At 72.6% G+C, this 18,891-nt stretch carries 13 protein-coding genes; 5 read left to right on the top strand and 8 right to left on the bottom strand.

Features of this window, described 5'->3' with window-relative positions; all coding sequences use genetic code 11:
- Position 1: 1 nt before the first annotated feature.
- The 4 genes from M1D46_RS08390 to pulA form a co-directional block, all read right to left on the bottom strand.
- Entirely contained in the window at positions 2 to 1,411 is a 1,410-nt protein-coding gene (locus M1D46_RS08390) for a sugar porter family MFS transporter (protein WP_271173299.1), read from the bottom strand.
- Positions 1,411 to 3,102: an amino acid ABC transporter ATP-binding/permease protein gene (locus tag M1D46_RS08385; protein WP_456285279.1), complete on the bottom strand. Its 1,692-nt coding sequence runs from the start codon at positions 3,100 to 3,102 to the stop codon at positions 1,411 to 1,413. Before M1D46_RS08385 ends, M1D46_RS08390 begins: the two co-directional genes overlap by 1 nt.
- Positions 3,099 to 4,784 carry an ATP-binding cassette domain-containing protein gene (locus M1D46_RS08380; protein ID WP_456285278.1) on the bottom strand — a complete coding sequence of 562 codons (1,686 nt, stop codon included), beginning with the start codon at positions 4,782 to 4,784 and terminating at the stop codon, positions 3,099 to 3,101. The genes M1D46_RS08385 and M1D46_RS08380 overlap by 4 nt, the downstream gene beginning before the upstream one ends.
- 98 nt (positions 4,785 to 4,882) lie before the next feature.
- Positions 4,883 to 10,534, bottom strand: coding sequence for a pullulanase-type alpha-1,6-glucosidase (gene pulA, locus M1D46_RS08375; RefSeq protein WP_456287156.1), 5,652 nt, complete (start codon positions 10,532 to 10,534; stop codon positions 4,883 to 4,885).
- A gap of 223 nt (positions 10,535 to 10,757) precedes the next feature.
- Between pulA and M1D46_RS08370 the strand changes: the two genes are divergently transcribed.
- Positions 10,758 to 11,333, top strand: a complete 576-nt coding sequence (locus tag M1D46_RS08370; protein ID WP_282979153.1) for a TetR/AcrR family transcriptional regulator — start codon at positions 10,758 to 10,760, stop codon at positions 11,331 to 11,333.
- Positions 11,334 to 11,364: 31 nt separating this feature from the next.
- The gene (locus M1D46_RS08365; RefSeq protein WP_456285277.1) at positions 11,365 to 12,468 is read left to right on the top strand and encodes an LOG family protein; all 1,104 of its coding nucleotides are present in this window, start codon (positions 11,365 to 11,367) and stop codon (positions 12,466 to 12,468) included.
- A gap of 3 nt (positions 12,469 to 12,471) precedes the next feature.
- Here M1D46_RS08365 and M1D46_RS08360 read toward each other — a convergent pair whose 3' ends face one another.
- The 3 genes from M1D46_RS08360 to M1D46_RS08350 all read right to left on the bottom strand — a co-directional run bounded on the left by M1D46_RS08360 (position 12,472) and on the right by M1D46_RS08350 (position 16,017).
- The gene (locus tag M1D46_RS08360; protein ID WP_456285276.1) at positions 12,472 to 13,875 is read right to left on the bottom strand and encodes an FtsX-like permease family protein; all 1,404 of its coding nucleotides are present in this window, start codon (positions 13,873 to 13,875) and stop codon (positions 12,472 to 12,474) included.
- The gene (locus tag M1D46_RS08355; protein WP_456285275.1) at positions 13,872 to 14,618 is read right to left on the bottom strand and encodes an ABC transporter ATP-binding protein; all 747 of its coding nucleotides are present in this window, start codon (positions 14,616 to 14,618) and stop codon (positions 13,872 to 13,874) included. The genes M1D46_RS08360 and M1D46_RS08355 overlap by 4 nt, the downstream gene beginning before the upstream one ends.
- Positions 14,619 to 14,745: 127 nt before the next feature.
- Positions 14,746 to 16,017 (bottom strand): phytase, encoded by a 1,272-nt coding sequence (locus M1D46_RS08350; RefSeq protein ID WP_456285274.1) that lies wholly within the window; start codon positions 16,015 to 16,017, stop codon positions 14,746 to 14,748.
- A 150-nt stretch (positions 16,018 to 16,167) separates the two neighbouring features.
- Here M1D46_RS08350 and M1D46_RS08345 point away from each other — a divergent pair, with 150 nt between their 5' ends.
- Positions 16,168 to 16,779: a dihydrofolate reductase family protein gene (locus M1D46_RS08345; protein ID WP_456285273.1), complete on the top strand. Its 612-nt coding sequence runs from the start codon at positions 16,168 to 16,170 to the stop codon at positions 16,777 to 16,779.
- An 11-nt stretch (positions 16,780 to 16,790) separates the two neighbouring features.
- On the opposite strand, the gene M1D46_RS08340 is transcribed toward M1D46_RS08345, so the two are convergent.
- Positions 16,791 to 17,369 (bottom strand): TetR/AcrR family transcriptional regulator, encoded by a 579-nt coding sequence (locus M1D46_RS08340; RefSeq protein ID WP_282979160.1) that lies wholly within the window; start codon positions 17,367 to 17,369, stop codon positions 16,791 to 16,793.
- Between the two features lie 61 nt (positions 17,370 to 17,430).
- On the opposite strand from M1D46_RS08340, the gene M1D46_RS08335 reads away from it, so the two are divergent.
- Both M1D46_RS08335 and M1D46_RS08330 read left to right on the top strand, forming a co-directional pair.
- Entirely contained in the window at positions 17,431 to 17,817 is a 387-nt protein-coding gene (locus tag M1D46_RS08335) for a DUF1304 domain-containing protein (RefSeq protein ID WP_456285272.1), read from the top strand.
- 44 nt (positions 17,818 to 17,861) lie between these two features.
- Complete coding sequence (locus M1D46_RS08330; RefSeq protein WP_456285271.1) at positions 17,862 to 18,872, top strand: NADP-dependent oxidoreductase; 1,011 nt, start codon at positions 17,862 to 17,864, stop codon at positions 18,870 to 18,872.
- Positions 18,873 to 18,891 lie beyond the last annotated feature (19 nt).

Here is an 18,891-nt window from a genome sequence, read left to right as displayed (position 1 = left end):
GTCAGCCCTCCATGTCCTCGAGCTCTCGGCCCTTCGTCTCGCGCACCTTCCAGAGCACGAAGAAGAACGACAGCAGCGAGAAGAACGCGTAGAACCCGTACGCGAAGGTCAGGCTGATGTCGCTGAACACCGGGAAGGTCGTCGAGATGAAGAAGTTCGCGACCCACTGAGCGGCCGCGGCGACCGCCAGCGCGCTCGCGCGGATCCGGTTGGGGAACATCTCCCCGAGGAGCACCCACACGACGGGGCCCCAGGTCGCGCCGAAGCCGACGACGAACAGGTTCGCGGCGATGAGGGCGATGATCGACCACGGTGCCGCGAGCTCGGCGCTCGTCGTGCCGTCGGCCGCCGTGACGAGCTCGGCGAACGAGAACGCGAGGGCCATCGTCCCGAGCGAGAGGGTCATCAGCACCGAGCCGGACAGGAGAAGCGCGCGGCGGCCGACGCGGTCGACGAGGATGATCGCGACGATCGTGACCGCGATGTTCGTGATCGACGTGATGACCGACGTCGTGAGGGCGCTCGACTCGTCGAAGCCGACCGATCGCCACAGCGTCGTCGAGTAGTAGAAGATGACGTTGATCCCGACGAACTGCTGGAACACCGACAGCAGCAGCCCGACCCACACGATGGGCTTGAGGCCGAGCACGGGCCCGGCGAGGTCGCGGAGCGATTCGCGCTTCTCGCTGTCGAGCGAGTCCCGGATCTGCTGGATCTTGAGGTTGACGTCGGGCTCGCCCGTGAAGTCGAGCAGCACCTGCGACGCGCGGTCGTAGTCGCCCTTGCGGACGAGGAAGCGCGGCGACTCAGGCAGCCGCAGCGACATGACGCCGTACACGATGGCCGGGATCGCCTCGGCCATGAACATCCACCGCCACGCGTCGATGCCCCACCAGAGCACGGCGTTCGAGCCGCCCGCGATGCCGGCAAGCAGCGCGTTCGAGAGCAGAGCCGCGAAGATGCCGAGCACGATCGCGAGCTGCTGCAGCGAGCCGAGCCGTCCGCGGATCCGCGCGGGCGACACCTCCGCGATGTATGCGGGCGCGATGACCGAGGCGGCGCCGACGCCGAGACCGCCCACGACGCGCCACACGATGAGGTCGATCACGCCGAACGCGAGACCCGACCCGATCGCGGAGACGAGGAAGAGGATGGCCGCGACGAGCATGACGGGGACGCGCCCCCAGCGGTTGGCGATCGACCCGGCGAACCACGCGCCGGCTACGCAGCCGAGCAGCGCGGACGACACCGCGAAGCCCTTGAGCGCGGCCTCGAGCTCGAAGTCCGCCGCGAGCGCGTCGACGGCGCCGTTGATGACGGCGGTGTCGAATCCGAAGAGGAATCCTCCGAGCGCCGCGGCGATCGCGATGCCGATCACCCGGCCGCTGGTCCTCGTGTGCTGTCTCTCCATCAGAGTCCTCCTCGTTCTGCCTGCGGACGTTCGAGGCCTCGTGAGCCTCCCGTGCGTGCTCGCTTCGTGTCAAGGGCTCCCGCGTCGGAGGCCTCGAGGGCGAGGATCTCGGAGATGCCGGCCACGGCGTCCGCACGGTGCGCGATGACGATCGTCGTGAGCTCGGGGCGCGCCGCGACGCTGCGGCGGATGGCCTCCTGGGTGATCGGGTCCTGATGGGATGTCGCCTCGTCGAGGATGAGGAGGCGCGGGCGCCGCGCGAGAGCGCGCGCGAGGCTCAGCCGCTGGCGCTGGCCGCCCGAGAGCGCGAGACCGTCCTCGCCGACGCGCGCGGCGAGACCGTCGGGGTGCGCGCGCACGTCGTCGGCGAGTGCCGCCTGCTCGAGCGCTCGCCACGCGTCATCCTCCGAGAGCCGCGGATGTCCGAGGCGCAGGTTCTCGAGGACCGTGCCGCTCACGAGCACGGCCCGCTGCTCGACGAGCGCGACCGCGGCACGCAGCTCGGAGAGCGCGATGTCGCGGAGATCCACGCCGCCCAGCAGGATGCGCCCCGACCGGGGATCCCGTGCCCGGACGAGGAGCGACGCGAGCGTCGACTTGCCGCTTCCGCTCGGCCCCACGACGGCGAGGCTCCCGCCCGCCGGCACCGCGAACGACAGTGCATCGAGGACCGGAAGAGCGGCCTCCGAATACGCCGCGGTCACGTTCTCGCCCCGGACGTCGAGCGGGCCGTCCGGCAGCCTCACGGGTCGCTCGGGGTCGGCGACGCGCGGGCTGCGATCGAGCACGTCGAGGTAGCGCCGGGCCGCCGCGAGCGCGAGCGGGAGGCTGCGCGCGAACGCCTCGACCGCGGTGACGGCGGGCGCCGCGCCCACGACCGCGGCCGCGAGCACGACGTGCGCCGCCGGGTCGCCGCCCGCGAGCGCGAGCAGGGCGATGACGGCCGCGAACGGCCAGGCGGCGCCGATCGCCGTCCGTGCGCCGAGCGCGCGCCCCTCCGCTCGCAGGTGCGCCCCGACTCGCGCCCCGAGCGCATCGAGTGCGGCGAGGCGCCGCTCCTCGGCGCCGAGGGTCCGGATCTCGACCGCGGCGGCCGCGTCCTCCGCGACGTGCTGGGCGATCGCGGCGCGTTCGACGAGGAGCCCGCGCGCTGCGGAGGCTCCGCGCGCGCGGCCCACGAGCGGCGCGAGCACTCCCCCGATGATGAAGGCCGCGAGGACGACAGCTCCCTCGGCCGGTCCGACCGCGAAGCCCGCCGCGACCAGACCGCCGGGCACGATGACCGCCGCGAGCGCCGGAACGAGGGTGTGCGCGAAGAAGACCTCGACGCGGTCGATGTCGCGTGCGGCGATCGAGGTGAGCTCGCCCGACCCCTCCGCGATCTCGGCGGGCGCGAGCGGGACGACCGCGTCGTAGAACCGCAGCCGCATGTCGGCGATGAGATCGAACGCGGCACGATGGCCGAGGAACTGCTCGAGATACCGCAGCCCGCCCTTCGCGACGGCGAGGGCCACGAGCAGGACGACCAGCGGCAGGATGTCGACGGAGGCGCCTGCGGCGACGGACACGATGGCCCCTGCCGGCACGGCGAGCAGCGCGACGCCCGCGGCGAGCCCCGCGAGCCGCGCGAGCAGGGACGCGAGCAGCCAGGGCCAGGCCGGTGCGGCGATGCGAGCGAGCCGTGCGATCACGATGCCTCCTCCGCCGAGGTGGCGGCCGCGAGGTAGCCGCTCGACAGCGCGAGCTCGGCAGGAGCGCCCGCGGCGGTGGCTCTTCCGCCCTCGATCACCACGACGCGATCGGCGGCGTGCGCCTCGGCCAGACGGTGTGTGACGAGGAGGACGGCGCGTGTGCGCGCGAGGTCTCGGAGCGTCGCGAGGACCCGGTCGGCCGTGGCGCGGTCGAGGCTCGCCGTCGGCTCGTCGGCGACGAGCGCACCCCGCCCGCCGAGCAGGGCACGCGCGATCGCGATGCGCTGCGCCTGACCGCCCGAGACGCCTCGCGCGCCCTCGCCGACCCTCGTCTCGAGTCCGGCCGGCAGCTCGGCCTCCGGTGTCGCGAGACCTGCGGCGCGGAGCGCCGCGACCAGGTCGTCGTCGGACGCGCCGGGCGCGGCCAGAAGGAGGTTGTCGCGCACCGTGCCGGTCAGCAGCACGCTGCGCTGCGGGACGTAGGCGACCGCCGCGCGGAGGGCCTCGGCGGACGCCTCGCGCCCGTCGATGCGCAGACCCGTCGCGGGCAGGAGCCCGGCGACCGCGAGCGCCAGCGACGACTTGCCGGATCCCGAGGGTCCGACGATCGCGGTGAGCCCGGGGGCGAGCTCGAGATCGACGTCGTCGACGACACGGACGCCGCCTCGATCGACGCGGATGCCGTCTCCGCGGATGCGGCCGCCCGGCGCGACGGCCGGCGCTGCGGATGCGGGCGACGGAGCGGACGCGATGGCGGCGCGCACGCGCTCGGCCGCGGCGCGTCCGGCGAGCCCGACGTAGAACGAGCGGCCGAGGCGGTCGACCGGCTCGCGCAGAGGCACGGTCAGGAGGAGCAGGGCGAATGCGGCCCCCGGCGAGACGGAGCCGTCCGCGACGCCGGACACCGCGAGCGCGCCGACGAGCGACAGCATCACGACCCCGAAGATCGCATCGGTGACGAGCAGCACGACCTGATTGCGCCGGAGAAGGCGCATGGCCTCCACGCGCGTCCTCTCGGCCTGGGCGGCGAGCTGCGCGCGGCGCTGCCCCTCGGCACCCAGCAGGCGGATCGTGCCGAGAGCGCGCAGCGTCTCGAGGAAGGACGCGGCCAGACGCGCGGAGATCATCCGGAAGCGGCCGGACCCCGCGCGGAAGCGCGACAGGAACCAGGCGATCACGGGCGGGATCGCCGCCGCGCAGACCGCGATCGGCAGCGCGATGCCGGTCGAGACGAGCACCGCGATCGCGACGATCACGACCACGGGCACGGTGAACGCGGCGATGAGCGGCCCCAGGAAGACGCTGCGGTAGTGCGCGGCCCGCTCGACGTCGTCGGTCGCGCGCGCGACGCGGTCGCCCGACGGCGTGCCGTCATCGAGCGGCGCCGTCAGCTGCGCCGCGACGACGGCGCGACGCCAGGCGCGCTCCTCACCGGCCTGCGCGAGCGGAGGAAGGAGCGCCTCGGCTCCCGCGAGAAGCGCCGCGGCCGCCGTGGCGGCGAGCGCGATGCCGAGTGCCGGGGCGGCGCTCGCGCCCTGGAGGAGCGCGTCGACGCCCGCGCCCGCGGCGAGCGCGGCCCCCGTGAGGGCGCCCGCCCGCAGGACCCCGAGCGCGACCACTGCCCAGCCGGCGGGCGGGACGTCCGCGAGCACGCCGAGCGGGCGCCGAGGGGTGGTGCGCATGGGAGATGAGGCCTTCGGGGTCGAGGGACTCGATCCATCCTAGGAAACGCGGGAGAGGAGGGGCGCATCGCGCCCCTCCTCTCCCGCGTGGTCCGAGCTCAGTCGACGAGCACCGCGACCGTCCGCGCCGGGATCTCGATGGTCGCCGTGTCCGCGCTCCAGGAGGTCTCCTGGACGACCGGGTCGGAGCCGTCGGCCTGCGCGGGCGTGAGCGCGAGGGCGCGTCCCTCGAGCCCCGCGAGCGATTGCGTGACCGGCTCATCCGAGGCGTTGAAGAACACGAGCGCGCCGTCGAGCTCGGGGTCGGCGTCGGCGCCGCGCAGATCGTCGATCCACATCGCGATCGTGCCCGGCGCGTCGGTCGCGGGGAACGACACCTTCTCGTGGATGAGCTCCGACGAGCCGAGCGTGAGCAGGCCCACCTCCGAGCGCACCTCGAGCAGGTCGAGCGCCGCGGCCTCGGCCGTCGCGATGTCGTCGGCCGTCGGCTTCAGCGCAGGGTCCTCGAGGAGGGGCGCCATGATGCTCCACTTGCCGCCGTTGTCGGCCTCGGGAGGCAGACCCGATCCGAAGGTGGACTCCTGCCCCGACCAGTCGATCCGGTTGAACCAGTCGCCCGAGTCGTAGCTGTTGCGGTCGAGCGACTTCGAGCGGAGCAGCTCGGTGCCCGCGTGCCAGAACGACACCGACTGCGACAGCGTGGCGGTCGCGAGGGACAGCGTGTTCATGCGCACGCGCTCGGCCATCGGGGTGTCGGCCGGGAGCTTGAACACGGAGAGGTCGTAGAGCGTCTCGTTGTCGTGCGCATCGACGTAGTTCACGACCTCGGATGGCTCGTCGGCGTAGCCGGCGGGCGCGCCGCGATAGTCGATCTCATCGCCCCGGCGGATCTCGCCGTCCGACGTGAGCAGCTCGTAGTCGCGGAGGTTGCCCGCGAGGCCGAGCTTCACGAGGTCGGTCTCGTGGCCGAGGTCTGCGAGCGCCTGCTCGTCGGTGCCGTTGATCGGGTCGCCGTTCGGGTCGGTGCCGAGGCCCGTGCCGAAGCCCTGGCGGAACGTCGACGATCCGTCGACCGGGCTGCCGCCGTGCACGGCGTCGCGGAGCCGGTCGTTGAACGTGCCGATCCCGGTGCCGCCGAGCTGGCCCTGCTTCGCCTGGGTGAAGAGCCGGTTCCCCGCGACCTCGCCGAAGTCCCAGCCCTCGCCGTAGAGGTAGATGGACGATCCGTCGACGCCGTCGCGGCGCAGGGTGAGCTCGTCGAGCGCCGCGCGGATGGCGGTCATGTTCTCGACGGAGTGGTGGCCCATGAGGTCGAAGCGGAATCCGTCGACGTGATAGTCCCGCGCCCAGGTCACCACCGAGTCGACCATGAGCTTCTGCGCCGCGGCGTGCTCGGTCGCGACGTTCTGGCAGCACGTCGACGTCTCCACATCTCCCGCGGCGTCGAGGCGGTGGTAGTAGCCCGGCACGACGCGGTCGAGCACCGAGCGCTCCCCCTGACCGGACTCCGCGGTGTGGTTGAACACCTCGTCGAGCACCACCTCGAGCCCCATGCCGTGCAGCGCTCCCACCATCGAGCGGAACTCCGCGACGCGCGCCCCTCCGTGGGCGTCGACCGCGTAGGAGCCCTCGGGCACCGAGTAGTGGTACGGGTCGTACCCCCAGTTGAAGCCGTCCTGAGCGGCGACCGCCGACACGCACTCCTGCTGGTCGGGCGACGCCGGCTCCATGGAGGCGAGGTCGCAGTCGGGCTCGAGCTGCGCGGCCCGGTCCTCCTCGATCGTGGCGATGTCGAAGGACGGCAGGAGGTGCACGGTCGTGATGCCGGCGTCGGCGAGCTGACGCAGCTGCCGCGTGCCGTCGCTGTCCCGCGTGAACGCGCGGTACGTGCCCCGCTCCTCCGCGGGCACGGACTCATCCGTGATCGAGAAGTCGCGGATGTGCAGCTCGTAGATCGCGCGGTCCACGTCCTGCTCGACCTCGGGCGCCTTCGCCTTCGTCCACTGCTTCGGCTGCCAGGCCCTGTCGTCGAGGTCGATCGCGACCGAGCGCTCGGAGTTCGACGTGAGCGCGACGGAGTACGGGTCCGTGACGACGTTCGTCTCGATGGCGCCCGTCGTCGGCGCGAAGACGGTGACCTCCCAGGCGAACTCATCGCCCTTGAGATCCTTCTTCCCGCGGACCTCCCACACTCCGGAGGCCTCGTCGTAGCGCGCCTCGTGGCGGAGCGGATCGCCGTCGGCGCCCTCGTCCCACGTCAGCAGGGTCGCCGACTGCGCCGTGGGGGCCCACAGGCGGAAGGTCGGCTTGCTCCCCTGGAACGTGACGCCGAGCTCGACCCGCTCGAGCGCGTCCGCGTAGAGCGCGTCGAGCAGCCCGGGGATCTGGACGCCGGTGTAGCCCGTGATGACGCCGTCTCCGCCGCGCTGTGCGACGGCCAGCTCGCCGCGAGCGAGCTCCGCGGCGTCCTGCCCTTCGACCCGCAGCGCGATCCCGTCCGCGAGCGCCGGGAAGCGCTCGCGCTGCTCCTCGGTGAGGCCCCCGTCGACGACCGTCAGGGCGATGGGGTCGGCGCCTTCGACGGCGCCGTCGACGAGCTCGAGGCTCGCGTCCGGCGAGGCGTAGAGCTCGTACGACGCCCCGTCGGGCTGCCCGAGGTCGGCGGGCCAGACGAGCGTCTCCTCATCGATCCAGTGCGCGCGCTGCTCCCCCGTCCCGGCGAGCGGCGGCTCGGCGGCGGCGATCTCGAGCCGGTGGTCGGCGATCGAGTAGCGGAAGGTCACGGGCGTGCCGTCGGCCACGCTGAAGGAGTAGTTCGCTCCGTCGCGCACGCCGTCGACGCCGTAGTTCTCGTCCCAGCTGCGCCCGTGCGCGACCTTGGCCTCGTAGCCGCCGTCGGGGATGGCGTCGGTCGTGAGCTCGTAGACGCCGTCGCGATCGCCGTCGGAGAGCAGTGAGCCGAGGCAGTCGGGAGCCCAGTCGCCCGCGCACCCGAGCTCGCTCTGGAAGCTCCCCGGCACCGTCACGATGGGGCCCTCCGCCGTCGACTGCACCACGTTCGAGCGCGGGTCGAAGAGGAACGTGATCGGGCCGCCGTCGTGCGAGAACGAGAAGTTCGCGCCGTCCTGGACGCCGCCCTGGCCGTAGTTCACGGTCCAGCTGCCGTTCAGCGCCACCTTGTACTCGTAGTCGCCCGCGGGCAGGTCGAACGTGCCGGCGTAGACACCGCCCGCCTGCAGCTCGAGCTTCGCCGCCTCGCACGCCGGGTCCCAGTCCCCCGCGCAGCCGAGCTCGGAGTTGTGGCTTCCGGGCACCGTGACGAGCTCGATCGGCGTCTCCGGCTCCTCCCTCTCGACGAGATCGACCGCATTGCCGACCGATGCGTAGGTCGAGGCCGCCGAGCGGTTGCCCGCGGCATCGGTCACCACGGCGCGGTACTCGACGAGCGTTCCCGCTGGCAGCTCCGAGACGTCGTGGAACACGCGCGGCTCGGTGTCCTCGGCGGTGCCGAGCGCGTGCCAGGCATCCTCTCCGACCGTGCGCCACGAGAAGCTCGTCTCGATCCATCCGTCGCCCTCGACCTCCGCCGAGATCGGTGCGAGGCCCTCGAGGCCTGCGCCGGGTGTCGGGGCCGCGATCTGCACGGCGGGCGCGGCGTCGCCCGCCGACACCGTGGCGTCGGCGCGGTAGACGACCGCGCCGAGTCCGGGGACGGTGACCGATGCGGTGCCGGACGCGTCGCTCGCGATGGGCGCGTCCGCGCCGTACACGGGAGCGTAGGACGCATCCGAGGTGAGCGTGGTGAGCTCGACCGTGCGCGCCTCCTCGGCGTTGTTGAGGGCGACGACGTACTCGACCTTCTCATCGCGATCGACGCGCGAGAAGGCGTACACGCCCGCGCCGTTCTCGGCGTAGAGCTCGACCTGGGCGCCGGTCGACAGCGCGGGGTGCGCCTCGCGCAGCGCAGCGAGCTCGGCGATGTGCGTGTAGAGCGGCGCCGACGTGTCGTAGCGGTCGACCGATCCCGCGGTCTCCCCCGTCACGAGGGGCTGCTCGACGTACTCCGCGACCTGCGAGGCGAAGAGCGTCTGGCGTGCGCCCTTGTCGCCGCCCGTGCCCGCGAAGCCCTGCTCGTCGCCGTAGTAGACGACCGGCTGCCCGCGCGTGAGGAACAGCAGCTCGTGTGCGAGCTCATCCCGCTCGAGGGCCTCGCCCGTGTTCTGGAGGAGGTAGCCGATGCGCCCCATGTCGTGGTTCCCGAGGAACGTCGGCAGCGCCGTCGCCGACGAGTCGGGCGTCGTGTAGCGGTCGTCGCCGTCGAAGAGGCCCTGGAGGCCCTTCGCGGAGTTGCCCGCCGCGAAGCCCGCCGCCGAGGACTGGAAGGCGAAGTCGAGGACCGAGTTCATGTCGGTGTCGCGCACATACGGCGCGAGCTTGACCGGGTCGGCGTCGTAGACCTCGCCGAACATGAAGAAGTCGTCCTTGCCCTGCGCGTGCGCGTAGTCGAGGACCTCCTTCGTCCAGGTCTCCCAGAACGGGAAGTCGACGTGCTTGACGGTGTCGATGCGGAAGCCGTCGATGCCGAGGTCGACCCAGTCGCGGTACACCTCGACGAAGCCGTTCACGACGGTCGGGTGCTCGGTCATGAGGTCGTCGAGACCGTCGAAGTCGCCGTAGGTCACCGACTCCCCCGACCAGGTCGAGTTGCCGCGGTTGTGGTACAGCGTCGGGTCGTTGAGCCACGCGGGGGTCTTGGCCTCGGGGTCGCTCGTCACGGGCGTGTACGGGAACGAGGTCTCCGCGTCGAGAGCCGGGAACGATCCCGTTCCGGAGTAGTCCGCCGGGTCGAAGGCGCTGCCGTCCGCGTCGCGATACGGGCTCGTCGCCTGGTCGATGTACCCGTACTGGCCCTCGGCGTAGTCGATGACGTCGGCGGTGTGGTTCGTGATGATGTCGAAGTACACCTTGATGCCGCGCGCGTGGGCGTCGGCGATGAGCGCCTCGAGCTCGGCGTTGGTGCCGAGGTGCGGATCGATGCGGGTGAAGTCGGTGACCCAGTACCCGTGGTAGCCGGCGCTCGCATTCGCGCCCTCGCCCTGCACGGGCTTGTTGGCGAAGCTCGGCGTCAGCCAGATCGCCGTCGTGCCCAGACCCTCGATGTAGTCGAGGCTGTCGCGCAGGCCCGCGATGTCGCCGCCCTGGTAGAACCCGCGGTCGGTCGGATCGAAGCCGTGCGCGAGCCGGTCGCCCTCGATGCCGCCCGTGTCGTTCGCGGGGTCGCCGTTGGCGAACCGGTCGGTCATCACGAAGTAGAACCGCTCGTCGGAGCCGGGCTGCCGCACGGGCGCCGCGACGAGCGCGTCGTCCTCCGCCGTGTACCCGCCCGTGAGATCCACGACCTCGACGCCGACGCGCTTGAGGTTGTCGTCGAAGACGAACCGCAGGGTCGCAGGCCCCGCGACGGCGAGCGGGATGTCGTCGGCTCCCCCGTCGAGCCCGTACGCTTCGTCCCATGTGTCGTTCAGCGCGACCTTGTAGTGGTAGCTGCCCGCCGGCACCTCGAATTCGGCGGCGTACACGCCCTCGACGTCGGTCGGCGCGAGCTCGGTCTCCGAGCAGTCCGGCAGCCAGTCGTCGGCGCAGCCGAGCTCGCTCTGCAGGCTGCCCACGAGCGCAGGCGACCGATCGGCGGCGCTCGCGGACACGGCGGAGCCGACCGCGCCCGAGAGCGCGAGGGCGGGGATGGTCATGAGGGCAAGCGCGCGACGTCGCGCAGCGGTCGTCTTCGACACGTCTTCTCCGGGGGTGCTCGGGTGATGACGCCAGGCGTCCCGCCGAAGGTAGCAACCTCGGCGGCGATTCTGCAAGCGCTTGCAGCGAGAAACATGAAGCGTCACCGCCGACTTGGCCCCTTCCGCGCAAGCGCTTGCAGGGCGGGATGTGCGGGATGCCGCGATCGGGCACACTGGAGGGATGGCGGAGGACCCCCGAGCGCTGCGCAGCCGCAGGCGGCTGCAGGAGGCGCTGCACGACCTGCTCACGCGCGAGGCGCTGACCGACATCGGCGTCGCCGAGCTGTGCCGCGCGGCCGGTGTGCACCGGACGACGTTCTACGGGCACTACACGAACGTGGGGGACGTCGCGTCCGACATGCACGCGAGCTGGCTCGACGCAGCCGCCGAGATCTCCGTGCAGCCGGGAGACTCGCTCGACGACCTCGCGGCGCGGTACGAGGAGGCGACCACGGCCGTCCTGCGCGGCATCACCGCGGAGCGCCCCGCCCTGCGCGCGCTCCTCGCCTCGGAGTTCTCCCTCGACTTCCGGCGACGGCTGCAGGCCCTCTTCGACGAGCGGTGCGCCACGGCGCTGTCGCGGTTCCGCGAACGCGGCTTCGATGTGGTCTTCGACGACGCGGTCGCTGCCGCGTACGTCGCAGGCGGGTTCGTGGGCGCCGCCCTGCGCTGGGCGACGAGCGACGACGCCGACGAGGAGTCGTACACGCGCGCGATCTTCCAGCACCTTCCCGCATGGTGGCCGCGCCCGGCCTGACGCGGCGCGGCACCGCGCTAACCTCGGACGGATGAGGCACAGGCGCGGGCGGATCGTCGTGGTGGAGTCCTTGGCCGAGTTCGACGCACGACTCGCGCAAGGCGCGCGGAGCCTGCGCGGATGGCGCCTGCTCGGCCTCGACCTCCGCGAGCGGTCCGGGCAGCTCGCGGAGGTCGACACGTCGCGCGCGACCTTCGCGGGATGTACGCTCGCCACGGGGGACGCCGAGCTCCACGCCGGTCGGGGCGCGCTCGTGCTCCCCGACGTCGCCTTCGCCCCCGTCGACCCTCATCGCGACGCGCTCTACACGGCCGACGAGCTCTACGACGCGCCGGCGTGGGGCGCATCCCTCGACGGACGCGCGTACGCCTGGTCGCAGGAAGCGCGCGACCCCGACGCCGTCCTCGCCCGCGTGCTGCACGACGCGGGGGTCGACGCGGCGCTCGAGCGCTGGGTCGCGGGGCGGCACCTCGTCGGCGTGATGGGCGGCCACGCCCTCCGGCGCGGCGAGCCCGACTACCGTGAGGCCGCGCGCCTGGGGCGCCTCCTCGCGGCGCAGCGCCCCGACGGGCGCCTCGTCGTCGCGACCGGAGGGGGTCCCGGCGCGATGGAGGCCGCGAATCTGGGCGCGCGCTTCGCCGATCTCCCCGAGGACGCGCTCGATGCGGCGCTCGCCACCCTCGCCGTGCATCCGTCCTTCCATCCGTCGGTCGACAGATGGGCCTCATCGGCGCGCGCCGTCCTCGCCGGCCTCGCGTCGCCCGTCGACACGCTCGGCGTGCCCACCTGGCACTACGGGCACGAGCCGCCGAACCTCTTCGCGACGGCCATCGCGAAGTACTTCCGGAACGCGCTGCGAGAGTCGATCCTCCTGCAGCTCTGCGACCGCGGCATCGTCTTCCTGCCCGGCGCCGGCGGAACCGTGCAGGAGATCTTCCAGGACGCGTGCGAGAACTACTACGCGACGCCGGAGACCGTGGGCGAGATGGTGCTCGTCGGCCGGCGGCACTGGACGGAGACGTACCCCGCCTGGCCGCTCCTGCGCGCTCTCGCGGAGGGGCGGTCCATGGCGGGGCACGTGCACCTCGTGGACGACGTCGACGAGGCGGCAGCGCTCATCGCGGCGCGCGGCTGACGGCTACTCGGTCCGCTCGGGGTCCCGCAGCACGCGGGTGAGCACGGGGCGCGTCGCCCGCAGGGCGAGCCACACGAGCAGGATGCCGAGCGCGAAGCACGCGACCATGACGAGGATCGAGATGGGCGCGAGGATGAGCGACATGCCGAGGAGCGGGAAGACGAGCGCGCCCCCGGCGAGCGCCGAGACGATGACCGTGAAGAGAAGCGGCCCCATCGTCGCGCGCGTGCGGGCAGCCTCCATCGTCGCCCGCGGCATGCCGATGCGATCGAGCGCGACGTAGAGCCCGCGCCGGTCGAGGATGGCCGCCGCCTGATTGACGCCCACCGAGCACGCGACCATGAGGAACGAGACGACGAGCGTGATGAGGATGCCCGTGCGCACGTCGACCATGAGGTAGGCCTCCGCTCCCTCGCCGGCCGGGGTCGCCTCGGCGAAGGCCATGCCCGAGCCGCCGACCACCGCGACGAACGTCGTCATGGCCATCCCGCCGACCTGCCGCCATGCGGCCTTGGGGGATTCGAGGACGGCGCGCGCCGCGATGAGCCGCTCGGGGGTCGTCGCGCGCTTCACGCGGAGCCGCGCGTGCACGCCGATCGCCCACGGCCCGATGAGCCCGAGCACCCCCACGCCCGCGGCGAAGCAGCCGCCGACCGCGATGACGACGGCGGCGTATCCCGGCAGCGCGCCCAGGGCGCTGAGCACCGCATACGCACCCGCGACGACCGCGACGGCGATGACCGCCCGCAGCCAGTGCAGCCGCGGCGCCTCCTGCCTCGTCCGCACACCCAGCGGCGAGATGTTGACGCGGCGCAGCCCGAGCCCCGCGCTGAGGGCGGCGACCGCGCCGACCGCGGCGACGACGCCGAGAAGCGGCCCGGGTCCGACCCAGAGCGATGCCGCGCCGATCGGCCGTCCGAGGAACGGGATGAGGCCGACGAACGGCATGAGCCCGAGGTAGAGCACGATGCCGACGAGCGCCCCGGCCACGGCGACCGCCGTCGACTCGAGCACGGTCATGATCGTGACGAGGCGGGGCGTCGCCCCGAGGAGGCGGAGCGTCGCGAGCCGGTCGTCGCGACGGCGCGCCGAGAGCCGGGCCGCAGCGCCGCCGAGTGCCATGAGAGGCACCGCGAGGATCGCGAGCGCCACGATGCTCAGCACCTGGTAGAGCGGGATGATGCCGGCGTCGTCGACCGGCCAGGCCCAGAACATGAGCACGCCCCCGAGCACGGTGAGGAGGAGAGCGGTCGTCACGGCGAACGCGACGGCGGGCAGCGCGAGCGCGGCCGCGCTCTGCGCGCTCGGTCGCGAGAGGTGCCAGGTCAGGCGCAGCACCGGGGCGCGGCCGCTCCCCTGCCCGAGCGGCGCGGGAGGCGCCGTGCGCTCGGCCGCCAGCGCGGTCATCGCGCCACCGCCGTCGTCCGCTCGCCCTGGACGATCCGTCCGTCGCTCAGGCGGATGGTCCGCGTGCAGCGCGCCGCGACCTGCGGATCGTGCGTGACCACGACGAGCGCGTGCCCCTGACGCAGGGTCGCGTCGAGCAGGGCGGTCATCACGTCGGCCGACGTGGCCGAGTCGAGCGCGCCGGTCGGCTCGTCGGCGAACACGACGCGCGCTCCGGTCGCCTGGGCGCGCGCGATCGCGACGCGCTGCGCCTGACCGCCGGAGAGCTGGCCGATGCGACGGTCCTCCATGCCGGCGAGGCCCAGCGCCGCGAGCCACTGCGCGGCGTGCGCCTGCGCCGCCTCCCGCGGATGGCCGGCGAGCATGAGCGGGAGCGCGACGTTCTCGACGGCCGTGAGCTCAGGCAGGAGGAGGCCCTGCTGGAACACGAAGCCGAGCTCCTCTCGACGCAGCTTCGAGCGCTCGGACTCGCGCAGGTCGTTCACGAGCCTGGCGCCCGTGCGCGTCTGGAGGGTCACCGTCCCGGCATCGGGGGTGATGATGCCCGCGAGCACGTGCAGCAGGGTGGTCTTGCCCGACCCCGAGGCGCCCATGATCGCGACGGCCTCGCCGGGGCGCACGTCGATGTCGACGCCCGCGAGCGCGTAGGTCGGCCCGTAGGCCTTCGTCAGGCCGCGTCCGCTGAGCAGCGGGGCGGACGGGGCATGGGCGGAGGCATCGGGTCGAGGGTCTGGAGTGTGCATGCCTCCATGACATCGGATGGCCTCCCGCGGCGGCGTCCGCCGGGCGGCCCCATCCGGTCATCCTCGCGATGTATCCCGTCTCGGTCGCGGAGGGGAGCCGCCCCGCCGGCGGCTCCCCTCCGACCCGTCACCGGCGTGCGACGTCGAGGTCGAGGCCGCTGCGCTCCGCGACGTCCTCCCAGGCGAGGAACTTGAAGTTCGTGCTCGCCTCGTCCGAGCCCTCCGGCGTGTTGTCGCCGTCCTGCACGACGAGCAGTCCCCCGTCGAAGCCGGGCAGGCTCGCGCTCACTGCGTCCGCGCCGTCGCTGTGCTGCGTGCCGTCGACCGCGCCGTCGCCGATCGCGAACGAGCCGACGTAGTCGTTCCCGCCCTGCAGCTCGTAGACGGCGAAGGTGTCGTCGCCCTGGCTCGAGGCCAGGAGGTAGCCCTTCTTCCCCTTCGTGCGGTAGATCGTGAGCCCCTCGATGTCGGTGCGCAGGGCATCGCCGCCGAAGCCGGGGTTCTCCCCCGCGACGCACTCGTCGGTCTCCGGGTCGTACACGGCGGGCTGGCCGAACTCGACCGCGGTGTCGACGAGCTCGGGCTCTCCGGTGAGGTCGGCATCGACCTTCCAGATGCCCACCAGCTCCTGGCCGAGGTAGGCCGTCCCTGTCCGCTCATCCACGACCATCCCCTCGACCTGCGGGTACTCGCCGGGGTCGTCGCACGTCGTCCAGGTGGAGCCGTCGGGCAGCGTGAACGCGGCCGGCAGGGCGAGCTCGCGGATGCGCTCCCAGCCGACCGTGCCGTCCTCGTGCGCCTGCAGCTCGAGGAGGGCCACCTCCGTCTCGGAGTTGCGGCTGACGAGCGCGTACGCGCCGTCGTCGTCCTGCCACGTCGTGAGGCCGTACGCGGTGTGCTCGCCGTCGATCTCGTCCTGAGAGGCGCTGAAGATCCAGCCGGCGTCGGGGTCGGTGACCTCGGTCAGCTCGCCGTCGTCGATGACGAAGATACCCAGGTCGTCCATGCCCTTGTCGGACGCGACGGCGAGGTCGACCTCGTCGCCGTCGAGCTCGAAGTCCTCGACGATGTCGACGTTGTTGTAGCGGCCGGGCGCGTGGTCGTCGCCGGGTGCCGGCTTCGGGGCGATGTGCTGGAGCTCCTCGCCGTCGAGGTCGTACACGTAGATGCCGGCCTCCTTCGCGGTCGCGATGACCACGCTGTCCTCGGGGTCGTCCTCGTCGATCCAGATCGCGGGGTCGTCGGCGTCGGCGTCGTCCTCGTCCCACAGCGCGGGGGTCTCGAGCACGGCCGTGAGCTCATCGGGCTCGTCGTGGTGAGGGCGCGCCTGCGCGGCGGAGGCGCCGACGAGCACGGCGGCCGTGCCGATCGCGGTGACGGTGAGCAGTCGGGGCAGCAAGGTCTCTCCTCGGTTCGGGGAACGGTGACGCTCGATCGTTCTCCCCGGCCGTGAACGCGACATGAACCGGCGCTGACGCGACGACCGGCGTTGACGGCGCCGCCGCGGGTGCCTAGCGTCAGTCGCAGGCGGCCCCGAGGAGGCAGGCGCATGGGAGTGGTGTTCTCGAGCTTCACGACGTCTCTCGACGGATTCATCGCCGACGAGCACGGCCGGGTCGGCGCGCTCTTCGACTGGTACGAGAACGGCGACGTCGAGGTGCCGCTGCGCGGCTACGGCCTGGTGTTCCACATGTCGCAGGCGAGCGCCGACTACTGGCGGCAGAACGACACCGAGGGCGCGTTCGTGGCCGGACGCGGGATCTTCGACGACGCGCGGGGCTGGGGCGGGAGGCCGCCCGGCGACTCGCCGACCGTCGTGGTCACGCATCGACCGCCTCCGGAAGGCTGGCCGCCCGTGCCGGACGCGCCCTTCACCTTCGTCGGCGACCTCGAGGAGGGACTGCGGATCGCGCGCGAGCTCGCCGGCGACGGCGACATCAACGTCGCGGGCGCCGACATCGTGCGCCAGTGCCTCGACCGCGGCGTCCTCGAGGAGATCCGCGTCGACCTCGCGCCCGTGCTGCTGCACGCCGGCACGCGGTACCTCGACGGGATCGCCCGCCGGGACATCGAGCTCACGCAGCTCCAGGTCGTCGAGGGCACGGGCGTGACCCACATCCGGTACGCCGTCGCGTACCGCGACGCGGCGGACGCGCGCTGATCCCGCGGAGCTCAGCCCTCCAGCAGGTCGACCGCGGTGTCGAGCGTGCGCGCCGCCGCCTGCGCGTCGACCCGCACGGTGGCGAGCGCCGCGACGACGAGCCCCGTGAGCGCTTCCGCGAGTCGCAGCCGCTCGCCCTCCGACCGCTCCGGATGCCGTGCCGCGACGCCTGCGGCGAGCGCGTCGCGCAACTCGGCACGGTAGGCCGCGACCGTCTCGGCGACCGCGTGGTCGTCGCCGATCGGCGCCGACGCGGCGTTGATGAGGAGGCACCCGCTCGTGGCCGGGAGCGTGCGCGCCCGCGCGAGCGCATCGCGCAGGCCCACGAGGTAGTCGCGTGCCGCGGTCACCGCCACGTCCGCGCCCTGCAGCGGCCTCAGGCGCGGGCGCACGACCTCGTCGAGGTAGCTCTCGACGGCGGCGTCGAAGAGACCGCGCTTGGATCCGAACGCGTGATAGAGGCTCGACCGCCGCAGCCCCGTCGCCTCCTCGAGCGCGGGCACCGACGCGCCCTCATAGCCCTCGTGCCAGAACACGCCGCGCGCCGCGCGCACGACCTCCGCGCGGTCGAAGCTCGGAATCCGCCCCATGTCCGCTCCCGTCACCCGTTCCCCGGACTATATTGTAACGGTCATTACAGAAAGGTCGATCATGATCGTCGCAGGTCTCGTGCTCGCCGCCGTCGCGGCACTCGTCCACGTCTACATCTTCTTCCTCGAGTCGATCGCCTGGACGAGCCCGCGCGCCCTCAGGACGTTCGGCCAGACGCGCGAGGGGGCCGAGGCGCAGAAGGAGCTCGCCTTCAACCAGGGCTTCTACAACCTGTTCCTCGCGATCGTCTCGGCCCTCGGCGTCGTGCTGTTCGCCACGGGCGCGGCCGTCGTCGGGGCGACCCTCGTCTTCACCGGAGTGGGCTCGATGCTGGCCGCGAGCCTCGTGCTCCTGATCTCGAGCCCCGACAAGGCCAGCGCCGCGCTGAAGCAGGGCCTGGTCCCTGCTCTGTCCGTGATCGCGCTCGCGATCGGCCTCGCCCTGTGATCGACGCACCCCGCGAAACCGCAGCGAAGGAGAGAACCCGGCCCATGCCATCCGCCGTCAGCACTCAGATCCAGCTCGTGTCCCGCCCTCAGGGCTGGCCGACCCACGAGGACTTCCGCACGGTCCAGGTGACCTACGGCGACCTCGCTCCCGGGGAGGTCCGTGTGGAGAACGCGTTCGTCTCCGTGGACCCGTACATGCGCGGGCGCATGAACGACGCGCGCAGCTACGTCGCGCCATACGCGCTCGGCGAGACCATGGAGGGCGGAGCGGTCGGACGGGTCGTGGCGTCGGCGTCGGACGACGTGCCGGTGGGCAGCGTCGTCGTCCACCAGCTCGGATGGCGCGATATCGCGCAGGCTGACGCGTCGGCGTTCCGAGTCGTCCCCGACCTGCCCGGCGTGCCCCTCTCGCTGCGGCTCCACATCCTCGGGATGACCGGGCTCACGGCGTACGTCGGGCTCACCCGCATCGCGGAGATGAAGGAGGGCGACACGGTCTTCATCTCGGGCGCGGCCGGAGCCGTGGGCACGGCCGCGGGCCAGATCGCGCGGCTCCTCGGCGCGAAGCGCGTGATCGGCTCGGCGGGCTCGCCCGAGAAGGTCGCCCTGCTCACCGAGAAGTACGGCTACGACGCGGCGGTGGACTACAAGGCCGCCCCCATCCGTCAGCAGCTGGCGGACGTCGCGCCCGATGGCATCGACGTCTACTTCGACAACGTGGGCGGCGACCACCTCGAGGCCGCCCTCGACGCCTTCAACGACGGCGGCCGCGCGGCCCTGTGCGGGGCGATCGCCACGTACAACGCCGACGGCCCCGTGCCGGGCCCCGACAACCTGTCGAACCTCGTCACGCGCGGTCTGCGCCTCGAGGGCTTCACGGTCGGCAATCATCTGTCGGCGGCGCCGGAGTTCCAGGAGCGGATGGGCGGATGGCTCGCGGAGGGACGCATCGCCTACGACGAGACGATCGTCGACGGCATCGACCACGCGGTCGACGCGTTCCTCGACATGATGCGCGGCGCGAACACCGGGAAGATGCTCGTCGGGATCTGAGGCCAGGGCCGCGCTATCG

This window comes from Microbacterium sp. JZ70 (assembly GCF_053903225.1).
Note: the sequence above shows the minus strand (reverse complement) of the source record. Positions and strands in the feature narration are given on the sequence as shown.